Below are 14385 nucleotides of genomic sequence, written 5' to 3'. Positions count from 1 at the left end.
CCCCCACCGGCGTCAGTCGAGGTCGCCACCAATGACGCCGCCGGGGATCGTCTTCGGGATCTCGCCGAGCAATTCGTCGGTGTTCTCCTGCGTGACAAGGTATTCCGGCAGCTTGTGCTCCTCGTCGTCCTTGCCGCCGCCGCGCGCGCCGGGCGCGCCCATGCCAGGCATACCGGCCATGCCACGTGAATTGGCGTTGCTGGCCGCGGCCAGGCCGCCCACCGGGCCTTGGGTGCCCGGTGTCGTCGGCACTCCCTGGATGCTGCGGCCCATGCCCGGGGGTGCACCGGGGACGCCCGGGGTGCCAGGGCCCGGACCGCCGGGCGAACCGGGGCCGGAGGGGAGGCCGCTCGGTACCGTGCGGTTCGGGTCGGTCGGGTTGAGCCCGGCCGGGGTGGTCGATGTCGGGGTCTGGGTGGTGGGCGTGGTTGTCGTGCTGGTCGGGTTCGTCGAGGTGTCGTCGGTGGTCGTGTCCTCGGGAGTTTCCTCGTCCGTCGGCTCCTCGACGGGGGTGTCGGGAACACCGTCGCCGTCGGTGTCGCCCGGTACGCCGGAACCCGGTCCAGGGCCGGGGCCGCCCGGTCCGGGTCCGGGGCCGCCGTTGTATCCGCCGGGCGGTGGGGGCGGAATATCCAGCGAGGAGGTGGGACTCACGGGGGTGGGCAGCACGGGAATCTTGCCGTCGATGTCGGCGAACGGCTTGACGTAGTGCGTCTCCATCGCCACTTGCGCAGCCTGTTCTTCGCTCGACTGTTCGCGCTGGAGTTCCCACCGGTTCGGTGGCCACAGCCAAGATGTCCAGGTGACAACGACCGGGTCGGGCAGGGCCTTCTTGGTGTTGACAATCGCGTCGGCGGCGTCGCGCACGCGGGTGTACAGCTCCGCGAGGATGGGAGTGAGTTCGTCCGCTTTCCGTGTGTAGTCCTGGATCTGCTCCATCGCCTTATCGGCGGCCGGGCCAGACCAAGCTTGCTCCAACGAGGTTCGAATCGAGCGTTCGAAAGTCCGCAGACCCTGATCCCACAGATTGCGCACTTGCCAGTACTGCTGGGCTTGGTTGACCGCATTGGTCACGTCAAGCGGGCTGAAGGCGTCGTTGATGTCGGGATGCTTCCAGCCGTACGGATGTTCACCGCCGATGGGGATGCGTGGGCTCTCGTAGCCGGTCATTTGGTCGACCCATCCGGCAGGATGAACGGACCCAGCACTTGCCCTTCCGGAGGACGCTCCGGCAAGGTCTCGTTCAATCGGTTGAACTCCGCGGCGAAGTTGCTGTCCGCCTGCATCATCCGCTCGCGGGCGATCCGGTGCACTTCCTGGATGTCTTCCACGATGCGGTAGTGCTGCTCCATGATTTCCCAAACCGCGTTGCCGTCGTCGGCCGTTTTGGCCTTCTTCCTGAAGCGGTTGACGACGGTCTGCGCAGACACCATCCTATTGTTGCCCTCGCCCAGGCCCCAAGGTTCCTGGTTCGACACGCCCTCCATGATGGTCTGAATCCGCCGGATCACGCGTTTGAAATAGTCGCAGTCGCGATCGATATAGATGAAGTCTTCCGGCTTCATCTCGACTGACGCATACCCTTCGCGCGCCGCGCTGAGCAGGTTCGCCATGGGCCGCGGCCTCTGATCGTCGCTCATGAATCGAATTCCACCCCCGTGTTTCGAATACCCATGACGCTCCTCATGCGCCCGCAGGTATGGTCGGCACGACCTTCTCTGCGAGCGAACGAGTCAGCTGGCAAGTGTCGAGATGGCCCGTCTTCTTTGCCGACGGCGGATTGGTCAGATAGATCTCGAGACTGCCGCCCTGCATCTCGACGTTCAGATTGCATGCTGTTTCCGGACGAGACTCGTTCTGACGGGTCGAGATCGCCCTTCGTCCGTCAATAGTGAACTCGCGGGAGTCTGAAAAGTTCTTCTCCCGAACCATTTCCACGGTGAGGTTCGTGGTTCGGATGCTCGCACCGTAGCCGTCGTTCTGGACCCAGATGCATCCGCGCCACTTGATACCGCCTGAGACGTTCGAATCGTTCGAAGTCTTGTCCAGCAACTTCTCCGAGTCCAGCACGCTCTGGGGAATATCCGTACACGTGTTGTAGCCAGACGGCACGTCCGCCGCGAGTCCCGTCCCAGCGTTGGTCGCGGTAGGACTCCCTGCCGGATTCGCATCCCCACCCACCGACGACCCACACCCCACCAGCACGAACGCGGCCCCCAACGCGAGAACCCCCACCCGCCACGCATTCGACTTGCTCGTCATCGGCACCTTCACCGCCGGACCCTCGGCGTCACGGGGTGGACCGGCTTCTCCGCCCCCAGCCAACTGCGGCTGAGACTACCACCGGCGAGCGAACACTCGCGAGATCCGGAAGCCCAGGTTGCGAGGAACGCGACCTCGGAGCGCTGCTCTGACGTGCCGCGGCCAGTCATCAACCGAGATGCCAACGTCATACCGCGTACTCCTTCGCGATCTCGCGGATGAGATACCGGCTGTCCGCCTCATCCAATGCGGAGCGCTGCAGATCGACGTGGACCTGCCGGTACTGCCGTACCTCTTCGGGCTTCTCGAGGAACAACGCTCCGGTATACGCCTGCAGGTAGACCACCGGAGGCTCGGTGAGATGCATCGTTGGATGCCTTAGGAATTCGAGTATCACGAATGGACCGACACTCAATCCGATGTATGCGTGCGCGGAACGCGGCACGACACGCAAGGACACGTTCGGCAAGTCACTCAGCGTGGCGAGGTGCTCGAGCTGGTCGGCCATGACAGCTGGTCCGCCGATCGCCCGGTGCAACAGACTTTCGTCCAGAATCGCATCCACAGCGATCGGATTGCCGGTATCGGTCAACCGCATCTTCCGGCAAGCGAACACCCCCATCCGCCGCTCGACCTCCGCCGTGGGCATCTGTGGCGAGTCGATCCAGGTGATCGCTCGTCGATAGTCCACAGTCTGGAAGATTCCGGGCAGCAACGCGATCTGATACGAAACGATCCTCTTCGCAGCCGCTTCCAGACCCACGAACAGATCCCTGTGCTTGGGGAGTGCATCCCGATACGCATGCCACCATCCCGCGCGTCCCGCCTCCTCGGTCAGCGCGAGCAGCATGCTGGTGACGTCGTCACCCGCGCCGTACACCTGACACAGCCTTTCGATGAAGAGTGGATTCAGACGGACAGGCTGCCCGGTCTCCAAACGCCAGAGGGTTTGTTTGCCGACGCCGATCGACAAGCGGGCGGCCTCGGCGCTGACGCCAGATGTTTCGCGAAGCGTGCGCAAATGTCGGGCAAGCACGCGCCGCGGCAAGGTCGATCCGGTCACGACAGATTCCCTTTCGTAAGCCTCACTAGTGGCCAGGTATCAAACTGGAACCTAAAGACGGGAATCCTTGGAACCTGGGCGAATTCCGCCGGTTCCACCACCTCGAACGTTCCCGCCGCGCAATACCCGGTGCTTCACTGAACGCGCCCCGGTCCGACTCAGAAAGTCCTGAAACTCTAACCACCGCAAGGGTTCCAGGTCCAGGACGGTGCGCGTACGTCAGTAATCCGGCGAATCGAGGCTCCCATGAACGACACGGCGTTCGCGGACACCCCGGTGTCCAGATGCACTTACTATCGGCGCACCTGTGGCCTACCGGCGGGCATCGAACCGGAGGCCGGGCGCATCGTGGTCACGGCGGGCTTCGTCGGCGGCGTCACCATGCCCGCGACGCTGGGGCGGCGGGTTCGCGACGAGATGCTGTTCCAGGGTGGCGCGCTCGGTCCGGTCGTCGACCATGTTCGTTCGCGCAGATGGACTTTCCTGTGCCGACCGGACGTCGAGGAGGACGCGGATCTGCGCCTGCGGTTGCTGCGGCTGGACGTCTCGGTCGTCGCGCGCGGCGGCGAGATCGTGCTTCCCTCGCCTACCGACACCGGGTTCCGCCGCTGGGTGAACCCGCCGCGCGATACGTTCCGGCCCTCCGGAGCGAGGATCGTCGCGCTCGCCCTCGCCTGCGCAGGAGTGTCGCGGTGTCGCCCGCCACGACGGACGTCCCGTTGACCGCGCCGCTGCCGACGAGGCGCCAACTCCTGCGCGCCTGCCGGGGCGACGCGTCCGTCGTCCACCCGCTCGCGTCCCACGCCCGCGAACTCACGCTGCTGCACCACCGCAGGCTCGACGGCGACGCGGTCCACGCCATGGATGAACGCCGCGCCGAACTGGTGCGCGCCGTCGACCGCTGGGCGCGCGCACATCTCCCCGTCGCACGCGGCGCCGCGTACCTGCACACCGAGGGACTCGGCACCGTCATCGATCGGCTCGCCGAGCGCACCGCCCACGCCTACACCGCTCTCGCGAAGAACTCCGACTGGGACCTGTGGTTCGCGTGGGAGCGCTTGGCGGAACTCGCCGTCGCCTACGAAGACCTCGCCGACGAACTGCACGCGGGCCGCCGCAGGCTTCCCGCCGCGCCTTGACCACACGTCCGTCCGCGCGCGAAACCGACGACCACGAACAACAGCGCCCTCCCCCGAACCCGGAGGAGGGTGCCGTCGCGAAACCTCTTGCGAATCCCTAGAACTGATCCTGCTCGTAGTCCGAGCTGAGCAGTTCGTCCGTGTGCGTCGCACCGATCACATCCGGCGTCGACTCACCGAGCGGTCCGGTGAGATCGTCGTTGCCGGTGCGACTCTGATACGGCTGCACATTGCGCGAGTGCTCGTCGTCGTCGGACTGGCGCGCACCTGCCGCGCCCGGCGCACCGCCCATGAACGAGCTGCCGGTGCCCGCGGGTGTCGTCGCCGCGCCGAGACCGGTCGGCAGCGCCGCGCCCGGCATGCCGATCGGGCGGACGGCGGGTACCGCCGAACCGGGCAGACCCGGTGTGCTCGGCAGTCCGGAGTAGCCCGGCCCGGGACCGCCGGGACCGGGGCCGGGACCGCCCGGACGCCCAAGCGGTCCGAGCAAACCGCTCGGCGAGCCGGGTGTGCCCGCCGGCCCGGTCGTGTTGAGCGAGGACGGGATCGTCGAGGTCGACGTGTTGAGACCGCTGCTCGGGCTCGCGCTCGCCGCCTGGGTAGCGGTCTCCTGCGCCTGCGCCAGCAGCGGCTCGCCGATGTTCTGGGCCGCCGCCTGCGCGACCTCCTGCGCCGAGGGCAATCCGCTCTGCCCGAGCAGCTGCGAGACGACACCGTTCAGCTCGGCGGTCTTGCCCGCAAGATCGCCGCGGGTCATGTTCACCACCGAGACGGCCTGCCCGAGATGCTCTGTCGCGCTGGCGATCAGCGCGGCCTGGCCGGGCGGGGTGAGGATGACCGGCGCCATCGCGGTCGCCTGGGTGGCGAAAGAGCCTGCGATGCCGAGCAATTGGGCATTGCCCTGCTGGACGACGGCCGCCGCGCGCTGGGTGAGTTCGGAGATGTCGAAGCCGCGCTGACTGGTCTCCTGCCCCTGCTGGTTGGCTTCCTGCCCGGCGACCTGCGCCTGGCGCGAGGCCTGCCCCTCCCAGACCTGCTCGACGGTCGCCAGGCTGCCCTTGCCGATCTGCATCGCCGTCTCGATGATCTTCGAGGACTGGCTGAGGATCGCGGTCGGGTCGAGCGCGCCGAAGACGCCGGTGCCGAAGCTGCCGAGCAGATCCAGAATCGGCTTGAACAGCAGGTCGACGCCCGGCAGCGCCGGGATCTGCAGCCCGTTCATCAGCGCGCCGATCGGGTCGGCAGGCAGCTGCGGCAACGTGGGCAGCTGCGGGATCGCCGCCGCGGCGGGCGTCGCCGCACCGGACGGGTCACCGCCCAGCCCGCCGCCGAGCAGTCCGCCCGCCTGGCCGACGAGGTTGTTCGCGGCGTCCTGCACCTGGGTGGCGGCGTGGCTGATGGCGGTGTTCGCACCGGCGAGCAGGCTTTCCACGTCGGTGGGCATGCCGCCGAGGATGTCCTGGGCCTCCGGCGCGGGCGCCCCGCCGAGGCCGGGCAGTCCGGCGGGCATGGCGCCGTGCGCGGGCGCGTCCTCGCTCACCTTCTGCGACAACACGAATTCCGGCGCCTCGATGGGCGGAATGTCCTCGGGCAGCTGCGGCAGCGGCAGATCGATGAGGGCTTGATCGGTGGGAATCTCCACGGCGGCCGCCTGATTCGCGCCTGCCGCGGCGTGGTCGAGCGAGTCGAGAGCGGGCTCGGACGGGGCGATGAGCCCCGTGGGCGAGGGATCCAGCGGCTTCACGCTCCGCCCCCGATCTCGCCGGTCTGCACGTTGAGCGCACCGGCGTTGGTGGTGTCGGTGCCCTCGTAGAGCGAGGCGGCGTTGAACGCCTTGAACGACAGGTCGGCGTACTTGGCCGACAAGTCGTTGATGTCTTTGGCTTGCAGCACCTGCGCGGCCGCGAAGCTCAGCAGGTAGTCGGCGCCGATCAGCCCGAAGACCGGCGTGAGTGCGGCCAACTGAGCCGCGCCGTCGAAACTTGCCGAGGAAATCTGTGCGGCGATCCCGGCGTTCTCCGTGGCGAATGCCCGGACCGCTTCGGTCTCCACCGAGAGATCACTCATCGAGTTGCCCCCCAATTCGTCGTGAACATCTGTGTCGTGCACATAGCGTTGTCGAACGTCTCCCTGCCCGAAACGACTGTGCCCCCGGACAGCTCGGGCCGTCCGAACGGCGAAGCCGCTGCGGTTGGGCTCAATATAGCCGACTCCACCGGCATCTTTCGAGACCGTCGCGAGCGAAGTGGAACGAGCCGGATAGAACTGCAACGTGTTGCAAATTAGAACAAGTTCTATATTCTAACGGCCATGAAGGTCGCAGTGACCGGCGCCGCCGGCTACCTTGGCACGAATCTGCTCCGCCTGCTCGTCGATCTGGGACACGAAGTCACCGCCATCGACCGAGTGGCCCCGGAGCAGACGGTGCACCCGAACCTCACCTGGGTCTCGGGAAACGTGCTCGACCCCGCGTCGATGCGGGAGGCGCTGGCGGGCGCGGAACTGGTGTATCACCTCGTCGCCGTGATCACCCTGGCCGAGAAGAACGATCTGGCCTGGAAGGTCAACACCGAGGGCGTGCGCGTGGTCGCCGAGGCCGCGCTCGAGGTCGGCGCGCGCCGGATGGTGCACGCCAGCTCCATCCACGCCTTCAACCAGTACAGCTGCGGCGGCCGCATCGATGAGAGTTCGGTGCGCTCCACCGACCCGGCGCTCCCGGTCTACGACCGCTCCAAGTGGGCGGGCGAGGTCGAGCTGCGCAAGGTCGTCGACAAGGGCCTCGACGCCGTGCTCTGCAACCCGACGGGCGTGTTCGGTCCCGTCGACCACAGCACTCCCCTCTCCCGGATCAACCGCACGCTGCGCGACGCGGCCCAGGGCCGGGTGCCCGCGATGATCGGCGGCGGCTTCGACCTGGTCGACGTGCGCGATGTGGCGCACGGCCTGATCCTGGCAGGCGAGAAGGGCAGGACCGGCGAGAACTACCTGCTCGGCGGCTCGATGATCTCGATGCTCGACCTGTGCCGGATGGCCGCGGCGCACGGCGGCAAGAAGGGACCGAAGTTCACCATCCCGCCCAAGCTGGTCGGCGGGCTGATCCCGGTGCTCGAGCCGATCGGCAAGATGCTCGGCACCGACATCCTCTCCAGGGCCGCGCTCGGCGCGCTGGTCTCGGCGCCGATGGTGGACCACGGCAAGGCCGAACGCGAACTCGGCTACCGGCCGCGCCCGATCGACGACACCGTCCGCGATCTGGTCACGTTCTTCGCGGACACGACCGCGTTCGACGCGACCGAGACCCGCCGCATCGCTTGACACACCCTAGAACACATGTTCGACTGAGGGTGTGCGGTGGCAGAACCAGACCCTGGACGCCGACGACGGCGCACTGCCCGGCCTGAGCCGGGCGGGGTTCGTTCGCACCGTACAGACACCGGAGTTCGAGGGCATCACGTTCCACGAAGTGCTCTGCAAGAGCGCGCTGAACAAGATGCCCGAGACTTCGAACTTGCCCTTCCAGTGGACGATCAACCCGATGCGCGGGTGCTCGCACGCGTGCCGCTATTGCTTCGCCCGCCCCACCCACGAGTATCTGGACCTGGACGCCGGCCGCGACTTCGACGCGCAGATCGTGGTGAAGACCAACATCGCCGCGGTGCTGCGCAAGGAACTCGGCCGCAAATCCTGGCACCGGGATCCGGTGGCGCTGGGCACCAACACCGATCCGTACCAGCGCGCCGAAGGCCGATATCGGTTGATGCCCGGCATCATTCGCGCGCTGACCGATTCCGGTACCCCGTTCTCCATCCTCACCAAGGGCACCTTGCTGCGCAGGGACCTGCCGCTGCTGACGCTCGCCGCCCGCGAGGTGCCGGTGAGCCTGGCCGTCTCCATCGCCATCCTCGACCAGGAACTGCACCGCGGCCTGGAATCCGGAACGCCGTCACCGCGCGCCCGGCTCGACATGGTGCGCGCGCTGACCGACGCGGGCTTCGCGGTGCACGTGATGGTGGCACCGGTCATCCCCTACCTCACCGACGGTCGCGCGCATCTCGACGAGCTGTTCGGCGCGATCGCGGCGGCGGGCGCGTCCTCGGCCGTCGCCTTCCCGATGCATCTGCGCGGCAGCACCCGCGGCTGGTTCCTGGGCTGGCTCGGCGAGGCGCACCCCGCCTTGCTGCGCAAATACCGTCAGCTGTACGGCCGCGGCGCCTACGTCACGCCGGAGTACGCGGCCTGGCTCCGCGAGCGCGTGACGCCGCTGCTGGAGCGACACGGTCTGACCAGGGACGACGACGCCATGGCCGCGCGGGTGCGAGCCGCCGAGCCGCCGAGCGCCGCCGACACCCAGCTGGCGCTGTTCGCCTGACCGGTGACCCGCCCGACCTCGGGAAACCAATCGCGGCGGACTGCGCGCTTCAGCGGCGATACCCGCCTTCGGCGGAGTAGGTTGGCCCTGGCACCTCTCACTCGACGAGGAAGTGAAGCAGGCATATGGTTTCGCACCAAAGTGATGTCGGCACAGCCAAACTGGAAAAGGTCGTCATTCGGTTCGCCGGGGACTCCGGCGACGGAATGCAGCTGACCGGCGACCGCTTCACCCACGAAGCGGCCGCGTTCGGCAACGACCTGGCCACCCAGCCGAACTTTCCCGCCGAGATCCGCGCGCCGCAGGGCACGCTACCCGGCGTCTCGTCCTTCCAGATCCAGATCGCCGACTACGACATCCTCACCGCGGGCGATCAGCCCGACGTGCTGGTGGCGATGAACCCGGCGGCGCTCAAGGCGAACCTCGAGGACCTGCCGCGCGGTGCCACCGTCATCGTGAACACCGACGAGTTCACCAAGCGCGCCCTGGCCAAGGTCGGCTACGCCACCGACCCGCTCGAGGACGGCTCGCTCACCGACTTCGTGGTGCACCAGGTGCCGATGACCTCGCTGACGCTCGCCGCCACCGAACCCGCCGAGGTCGGCAAGAAGGACGGCCAGCGCGCGAAGAACATGTTCGCGCTCGGCCTGCTCTCCTGGATGTACGGCAGGCCGATCGGCGGCACCGAACGCTTCCTGCGCGAGAAGTTCGCCGGCAAGCCGGACATCGCCGAGGCCAATGTGCTCGCCTTCCGCGCGGGCTGGAACTACGGCGAGACCACCGAGGCCTTCGCCACCACCTACGAGATCGCGCCCGCCACCCTGGCGCCAGGCACCTATCGCCAAATCACCGGCAACACCGCGCTGGCCTACGGACTGGTCACGGCAGGACAGCTGGCCGGGCTGCCGGTGTTCCTCGGCACTTATCCGATCACGCCTGCCTCCGACATCCTGCACGAGCTGAGCAAGCACAAGCACTTCGGCGTCACCACCTTCCAGGCCGAGGACGAGATCGCGGGCATCGGCGCGGCGCTCGGGGCCGCGCTCGGCGGCGCACTCGGCGTCACGAGCACCTCCGGGCCCGGCCTGGCGCTGAAGAGCGAGACGATCGGTCTGGCGGTGATGACCGAACTGCCGCTTGTGGTCGTCGACGTGCAACGCGGCGGACCCTCCACAGGCCTGCCCACCAAGACCGAGCAGGCGGACCTGTTGCAGGCGCTGCACGGCCGCAACGGCGAGTCCCCGGTGGCTGTGCTGGCCCCGCGCTCCCCCGCCGACTGCTTCGCCACCGCCGTGGAGGCGGCCAGGATCGCGCTCACCTATCGCACGCCCGTGCTGCTGCTCTCGGACGGCGCCATCGCCAATGGCTCGGAGCCGTGGGCGATTCCGAACGTCGCGGAACTGGCGCCCATCGATCCGGGTTTCGAACCGGACGCCGACGACGAGACCGGATTCCAGCCCTACGCGCGCGATCCGGAAACCCTGGCCCGCCCGTTGGCGGTGCCGGGCACGAAGGGCCGCGCGCACCGCATCGGCGGACTGGAGAAGGCCGACGGCAGCGGCAACATCTCCTACGATCCCGCCAATCACGAGCTGATGGTCCGGCTGCGGCAGGCCAAGATCGACGGCATCGCCGTCCCCCGGCTCGAGGTCGACGACCCCGACGGGCGCGCCGAACTGCTGCTGATCGGGTGGGGCAGTTCCTACGGTCCGATCGGCGAGGCCTGCCGCCGCGCCCGCCGCCGCGGCGTCCCGGTCGCCCAGGCGCACCTGCGGCATCTGAATCCCTTGCCGCCCAACCTCGGTGCGGTGCTGCGCCGCTATCGGACGGTGGTCGCGCCGGAGATGAACGGCGGCCAGCTGGCCATGCTGCTGCGCGCCAAGTACCTGGTGGACGTGCAGCCGTGGACGAAGATCGCGGGCACCGCCTTCTCGGCGCAGGAACTCGTCGGCGTCATCGACGCCGCGCTCGACGGCTCCATCGCGGACATGGAACAGGACAAGGCGTTCACCGCCCGCGCGCGGGCCACCTATCGGACACAGGACGCACGGCGCGCGGCCACCGCCGAGCGGATCGGGGGCAACTGATGACCATCGTCGAAACCTCGCTCGTCGGAACGGATCTCGGCCTCTCCGGCGTGTCCGGAGTACCCGGCGCGGACGGACCGCAGAAGGTCAAGGACTTCACCTCCGATCAGGAGGTGCGCTGGTGCCCCGGGTGCGGCGACTACGTCATCCTGGCGACCGTGCGCGGGTTCCTCGCCGAGCTCGGATTGCGCAGGGAGAACCTGATGTTCGTGTCGGGGATCGGCTGCTCCAGCCGTTTCCCGTACTACCTGGAGGCCTACGGCATCCACTCCATCCACGGCCGCGCGCCCGCCATCGCCACCGGCCTGGCCGTGACGCGCCCCGACCTCTCCGTGTGGGTGGTCACCGGCGACGGTGACGCGCTGTCCATCGGCGGCAACCACCTGATCCACGCGTTGCGCCGCAACGTGAACATGACGATCCTGCTGTTCAACAACCGCATCTACGGCCTGACCAAGGGTCAGTACTCGCCGACCTCGGAGCAGGGCAAGATCACCAAGTCCACGCCCATGGGCTCGGTCGACCACCCCTTCAACACCCTCTCGCTCGCGCTGGGAGCCGAGGCCACCTTCGCCGCCCGCGCCATCGACTCCGACCGCGCCGGACTCACCGAGGTGCTGCGCGCCGCCGCCGAACACCGCGGCACGTCCTTCGTGGAGATCCTGCAGGACTGCCCGATCTTCAACGACGGCTCCTTCGACGTCCTGCGCCGCGGCGACGCCGAATCGCGACTGATCCCGCTGCACGACGGACAACCGCTGCGCTTCGGCGCCGAAGGCGAATTCGCCGTCGTGCGAAACGGTTTCGGCTTGCGCGTGGCCCGAACGGCGGATGTCGACGAGGCCGACATCGTCGTGCACGACGCCTACACCGACGACCCGGAATACGCCTACGCCCTCTCCCGCCTTTCCGACCAGGACCTGGGCCACGTGGTCACCGGCATCTTCCGCAGCGTCACCCGCCCCACCTACGACGACGCCGTGCGCGCCCAGAACAGCACCGCCGCCGACCGCAACCCCCGCACCCCCGACTCCCTGCAAACCCTGCTCACCGGCCCCGAAACCTGGACCGTCGCCTGAGCCTCCGCACGCCTCGCGGCGGCTGCGACCCCGGCAATAACCGCGGTGAGGTGTCGACGCGATCATCGCGCCCTACGATGGATTTGTGCGGATCGCGGTAGGACTCTCCACCGCGCCCGACGCCAAGGACGCCGGCGCGGAGGCGGCGCTGCGTGCGCGCGAGCGGCTCGCGGACACCTCGCCCTCGCTCGCGGTGCTCCTCGCGTCGCGAGCGCACGCGGATGTGGCGCAGGCCGTGCTCGACGGCGTCCATCAGTCGGTCCGGGTGCCCGCGCTCGTCGGATGCGTGGCACACGCGGTCGTGGCCGGGCGTCGCGAATTCGAGGACGAACCCGCGGTGGCGGTGTGGCTGGCGGCCGGCGCGGCCGCCGAGACGTTCGAACTGGACTTCGTACCCACGGCCTCGGGCGGGCTGCTGGCCGGGTATCGCTTCGACCGCGCCGCGCAAGACTTCCACCTGTTGCTGCCCGACCCGTTCACCTTCCCGGCCGAAGCGCTGCTCGAGCACCTGAACCACGACCTGCCCGGCACCATCCTGATGGGCGGGCTGGTCAGCGGCGGCCCGCGGCCCGGCGGGAACAGGCTGTTCCGCGACCACGAGGTAGTCGCCTCCGGCGCGGTCGGCGTGCGGCTTCCCGGACTGCACGGTGTGCCGGTCGTGTCGCAGGGCTGCCGGCCGATCGGGCAGCCGTACATCGTCACCGAGGCGAGTGGCGCGGTGATCACCGAACTCGGCGGCCGGTCGCCGATCTGGCGGTTACGCGAGATCGTCGACGCGCTGCCGCCCGATCAGCGGGAGCTTGTGGCGCGCGGCGTGCAGATCGGCATCGTGGTCGACGAGCACCTTGCCACCCCAGGGCAGGGTGATTTCCTCATCCGCGGGCTGCTCGGCGCCGACCCGGCGAGCGGCGCGATCGAAATCGGCGAGGAGGTCGAGGTCGGCACGACGGTGCAGTTCCAGGTTCGCGATGCGGTCGTGGCCGACCGAGATCTGCGCGCCGCACTCGCCCAGGCCCGCTCGGCGCTCCCCGGCCGCCCCGCGGGCGCCCTGCTGTTCACCTGCAACGGCCGCGGCAGGCGAATGTTCGGAGTCGCCGATCACGATGCCACCGCCATCGAAGACGTTCTCGGGGACATTCCGCTCGCGGGCTTCTTCGCCGCGGGCGAGATCGGCCCGGTCGCTGGCCGCAACGCACTGCACGGCTTCACCGCATCCATGGCGCTGTTCAGCGAATGACCCGCGACCGCCTGAGGCTACGCACCGGCAACGGAACCCCGTAGCGTCGACTCCTCGCAGACCACATACCTCGCGGACGTCAGGTCGTCTGCAGGTGTCTGCGAGGTAATCGCCCCGCCTGCGGCTCAGCCGCGCTTGGCGAAGCCGAGGTCGACAACCGCGTCGCGTTCCTGTTCGAGTTCGGAGACCGTGGCGGTGAGACGGGCGCGGGAGAAGTCGTCGAGCTCGAGATCGGGGACGATGGTGTAGCCGCCGTCGGCGCAGGTGACCGGGAACGAGCTGATGAGGCCCTCGGGGACGCCGTAGGAGCCGTCGGACGGGACGGCCATGGAAGTCCAGTCGCCCGCGGGGGTGCCGAGGACCCAGTCGTGGATGTGGTCGATGGCGGCGCTTGCCGCACTGGCGGCAGACGACGCGCCACGGGCCTGGATGATGGCGGTGCCGCGCTGCTGCACGGTGGGGATGAAGTCGTCACGCAGACAGGCGGCGTCGACCAGGTCCGGGGCGGGGCGGCCCGCGATGGTGGCGTGGGTGATGTCGGGGTACTGGGTGGCGGAGTGGTTGCCCCAGATCGTCACGCGAGCGATATCGGCGGCGGGCGTGCCGGTCTTCTTGGCCAGCTGGGCGATGGCGCGGTTGTGGTCGAGGCGGGTCATCGCGGTGAAGCGCTCGGCGGGCACGTCGGGCGCGTTGCTCATGGCGATGAACGCGTTCGTGTTGGCCGGGTTGCCGACCACGAGCACCTTCACGTCGTCGGCGGCGCTGGCGTTGATGGCCTGGCCCTGCTCGGTGAAGATGGGGCCGTTGGCGGCGAGCAGATCGGAGCGCTCCATGCCCGCCGTCCGCGGGCGGGCGCCGACCAGCAGCGCGACATTCGCGCCCGCGAAGCCGACCCACGGGTCGTCGCTGATGTCGATGGAGTCCAGCAACGGAAACGCGCCGTCCTCGAGCTCCATCGCCACGCCCTCCAGGGAGGCGACGGCGGCGGGAATCTCGAGTAGCCGCAGTCGCACCGGAGTGTCCGGTCCGAGCATCACGCCGGAGGCGATACGGAACAGCAGGCCGTAGGCGATCTGCCCGGCTCCACCGGTCACGGCAACGGTCACGGGCGTGTTCCGAGCGGCGGTGCTCACGCGAACTCCTTGCGTT

At 68.6% G+C, this 14385-nt stretch carries 14 protein-coding genes; 7 read left to right on the top strand and 7 right to left on the bottom strand.

Features of this window, described 5'->3' with window-relative positions; genetic code table 11:
• Positions 1-12: 12 nt before the first annotated feature.
• The 4 genes from NAM01S_RS05220 to NAM01S_RS05205 all read right to left on the bottom strand — a co-directional run bounded on the left by NAM01S_RS05220 (position 13) and on the right by NAM01S_RS05205 (position 3325).
• Positions 13-1170, bottom strand: a complete 1158-nt coding sequence (locus NAM01S_RS05220; RefSeq protein ID WP_067780004.1) for a hypothetical protein — start codon at positions 1168-1170, stop codon at positions 13-15.
• Positions 1167-1640, bottom strand: a complete 474-nt coding sequence (locus tag NAM01S_RS05215) for a hypothetical protein (protein WP_253798266.1) — start codon at positions 1638-1640, stop codon at positions 1167-1169. The genes NAM01S_RS05220 and NAM01S_RS05215 overlap by 4 nt, the downstream gene beginning before the upstream one ends.
• 43 nt (positions 1641-1683) lie before the next feature.
• A complete protein-coding gene (locus NAM01S_RS05210) occupies positions 1684-2274 on the bottom strand; it encodes a DUF3558 domain-containing protein (RefSeq protein ID WP_253798268.1) in 591 nt (196 codons plus the stop codon).
• A gap of 175 nt (positions 2275-2449) precedes the next feature.
• Complete coding sequence (locus tag NAM01S_RS05205) at positions 2450-3325, bottom strand: helix-turn-helix domain-containing protein (RefSeq protein WP_067779998.1); 876 nt, start codon at positions 3323-3325, stop codon at positions 2450-2452.
• Between the two features lie 246 nt (positions 3326-3571).
• Here NAM01S_RS05205 and NAM01S_RS34750 point away from each other — a divergent pair, with 246 nt between their 5' ends.
• Together NAM01S_RS34750 and NAM01S_RS34745 are read left to right on the top strand one after the other, a co-directional pair.
• Positions 3572-4048, top strand: coding sequence for a DNA-directed RNA polymerase subunit beta (locus NAM01S_RS34750; RefSeq protein ID WP_067779996.1), 477 nt, complete (start codon positions 3572-3574; stop codon positions 4046-4048).
• Entirely contained in the window at positions 4018-4464 is a 447-nt protein-coding gene (locus NAM01S_RS34745; protein WP_253798271.1) for a DUF4254 domain-containing protein, read from the top strand. The genes NAM01S_RS34750 and NAM01S_RS34745 overlap by 31 nt, the downstream gene beginning before the upstream one ends.
• A gap of 97 nt (positions 4465-4561) precedes the next feature.
• Here NAM01S_RS34745 and NAM01S_RS05190 read toward each other — a convergent pair whose 3' ends face one another.
• Together NAM01S_RS05190 and NAM01S_RS36365 are read right to left on the bottom strand one after the other, a co-directional pair.
• Positions 4562-6208 (bottom strand): hypothetical protein, encoded by a 1647-nt coding sequence (locus NAM01S_RS05190; RefSeq protein WP_067779993.1) that lies wholly within the window; start codon positions 6206-6208, stop codon positions 4562-4564.
• The gene (locus NAM01S_RS36365) at positions 6205-6735 is read right to left on the bottom strand and encodes an ESX-1 secretion-associated protein (protein ID WP_253798273.1); all 531 of its coding nucleotides are present in this window, start codon (positions 6733-6735) and stop codon (positions 6205-6207) included. Before NAM01S_RS36365 ends, NAM01S_RS05190 begins: the two co-directional genes overlap by 4 nt.
• Before the next feature lie 39 nt (positions 6736-6774).
• Here NAM01S_RS36365 and NAM01S_RS05180 point away from each other — a divergent pair, with 39 nt between their 5' ends.
• The 5 genes from NAM01S_RS05180 (at position 6775) to NAM01S_RS05160 (ending at position 13236) form a co-directional block, all read left to right on the top strand.
• Positions 6775-7779, top strand: a complete 1005-nt coding sequence (locus NAM01S_RS05180; RefSeq protein ID WP_067779990.1) for an NAD-dependent epimerase/dehydratase family protein — start codon at positions 6775-6777, stop codon at positions 7777-7779.
• A 31-nt stretch (positions 7780-7810) separates the two neighbouring features.
• The gene (locus tag NAM01S_RS05175) at positions 7811-8833 is read left to right on the top strand and encodes an Rv2578c family radical SAM protein (RefSeq protein ID WP_067779987.1); all 1023 of its coding nucleotides are present in this window, start codon (positions 7811-7813) and stop codon (positions 8831-8833) included.
• A gap of 125 nt (positions 8834-8958) precedes the next feature.
• The gene (locus NAM01S_RS05170; RefSeq protein WP_067779984.1) at positions 8959-10920 is read left to right on the top strand and encodes a 2-oxoacid:acceptor oxidoreductase subunit alpha; all 1962 of its coding nucleotides are present in this window, start codon (positions 8959-8961) and stop codon (positions 10918-10920) included.
• Positions 10920-11999 carry a 2-oxoacid:ferredoxin oxidoreductase subunit beta gene (locus NAM01S_RS05165; RefSeq protein WP_067779981.1) on the top strand — a complete coding sequence of 360 codons (1080 nt, stop codon included), beginning with the start codon at positions 10920-10922 and terminating at the stop codon, positions 11997-11999. The genes NAM01S_RS05170 and NAM01S_RS05165 overlap by 1 nt, the downstream gene beginning before the upstream one ends.
• An 85-nt stretch (positions 12000-12084) precedes the next feature.
• On the top strand, positions 12085-13236 hold the full coding sequence (locus NAM01S_RS05160) for an FIST signal transduction protein (protein ID WP_067779978.1): 1152 nt from the start codon (positions 12085-12087) through the stop codon (positions 13234-13236).
• Between the two features lie 125 nt (positions 13237-13361).
• Here the strand turns inward: NAM01S_RS05160 and NAM01S_RS05155 are convergent, their stop codons facing one another.
• A complete protein-coding gene (locus tag NAM01S_RS05155; RefSeq protein ID WP_067779975.1) occupies positions 13362-14369 on the bottom strand; it encodes a malate dehydrogenase in 1008 nt (335 codons plus the stop codon).
• Positions 14370-14385 lie beyond the last annotated feature (16 nt).

The organism is Nocardia amikacinitolerans NBRC 108937 (assembly GCF_001612615.1).
Lineage (GTDB): Bacteria > Actinomycetota > Actinomycetes > Mycobacteriales > Mycobacteriaceae > Nocardia > Nocardia amikacinitolerans.
The sequence above is the reverse complement of the archived record's forward strand: the minus strand, read 5'-3'. Positions and strand labels throughout refer to the sequence as shown.

What these genes read in the sequence shown, in the direction of transcription:
- NAM01S_RS05215 (WP_253798266.1), bottom strand. Translation starts at nt 1,640, where the DNA reads ATGAGCGACGATCAGAGGCCGCGGCCCATGGCGAACCTGCTCAGCGCG.
- NAM01S_RS05220 (WP_067780004.1), bottom strand. Translation starts at nt 1,170, where the DNA reads ATGACCGGCTACGAGAGCCCACGCATCCCCATCGGCGGTGAACATCCG.
- NAM01S_RS05170 (WP_067779984.1), top strand. Translation starts at nt 8,959, where the DNA reads ATGGTTTCGCACCAAAGTGATGTCGGCACAGCCAAACTGGAAAAGGTC.
- NAM01S_RS05180 (WP_067779990.1), top strand. Translation starts at nt 6,775, where the DNA reads ATGAAGGTCGCAGTGACCGGCGCCGCCGGCTACCTTGGCACGAATCTG.
- NAM01S_RS34750 (WP_067779996.1), top strand. Translation starts at nt 3,572, where the DNA reads ATGAACGACACGGCGTTCGCGGACACCCCGGTGTCCAGATGCACTTAC.
- NAM01S_RS05165 (WP_067779981.1), top strand. Translation starts at nt 10,920, where the DNA reads ATGACCATCGTCGAAACCTCGCTCGTCGGAACGGATCTCGGCCTCTCC.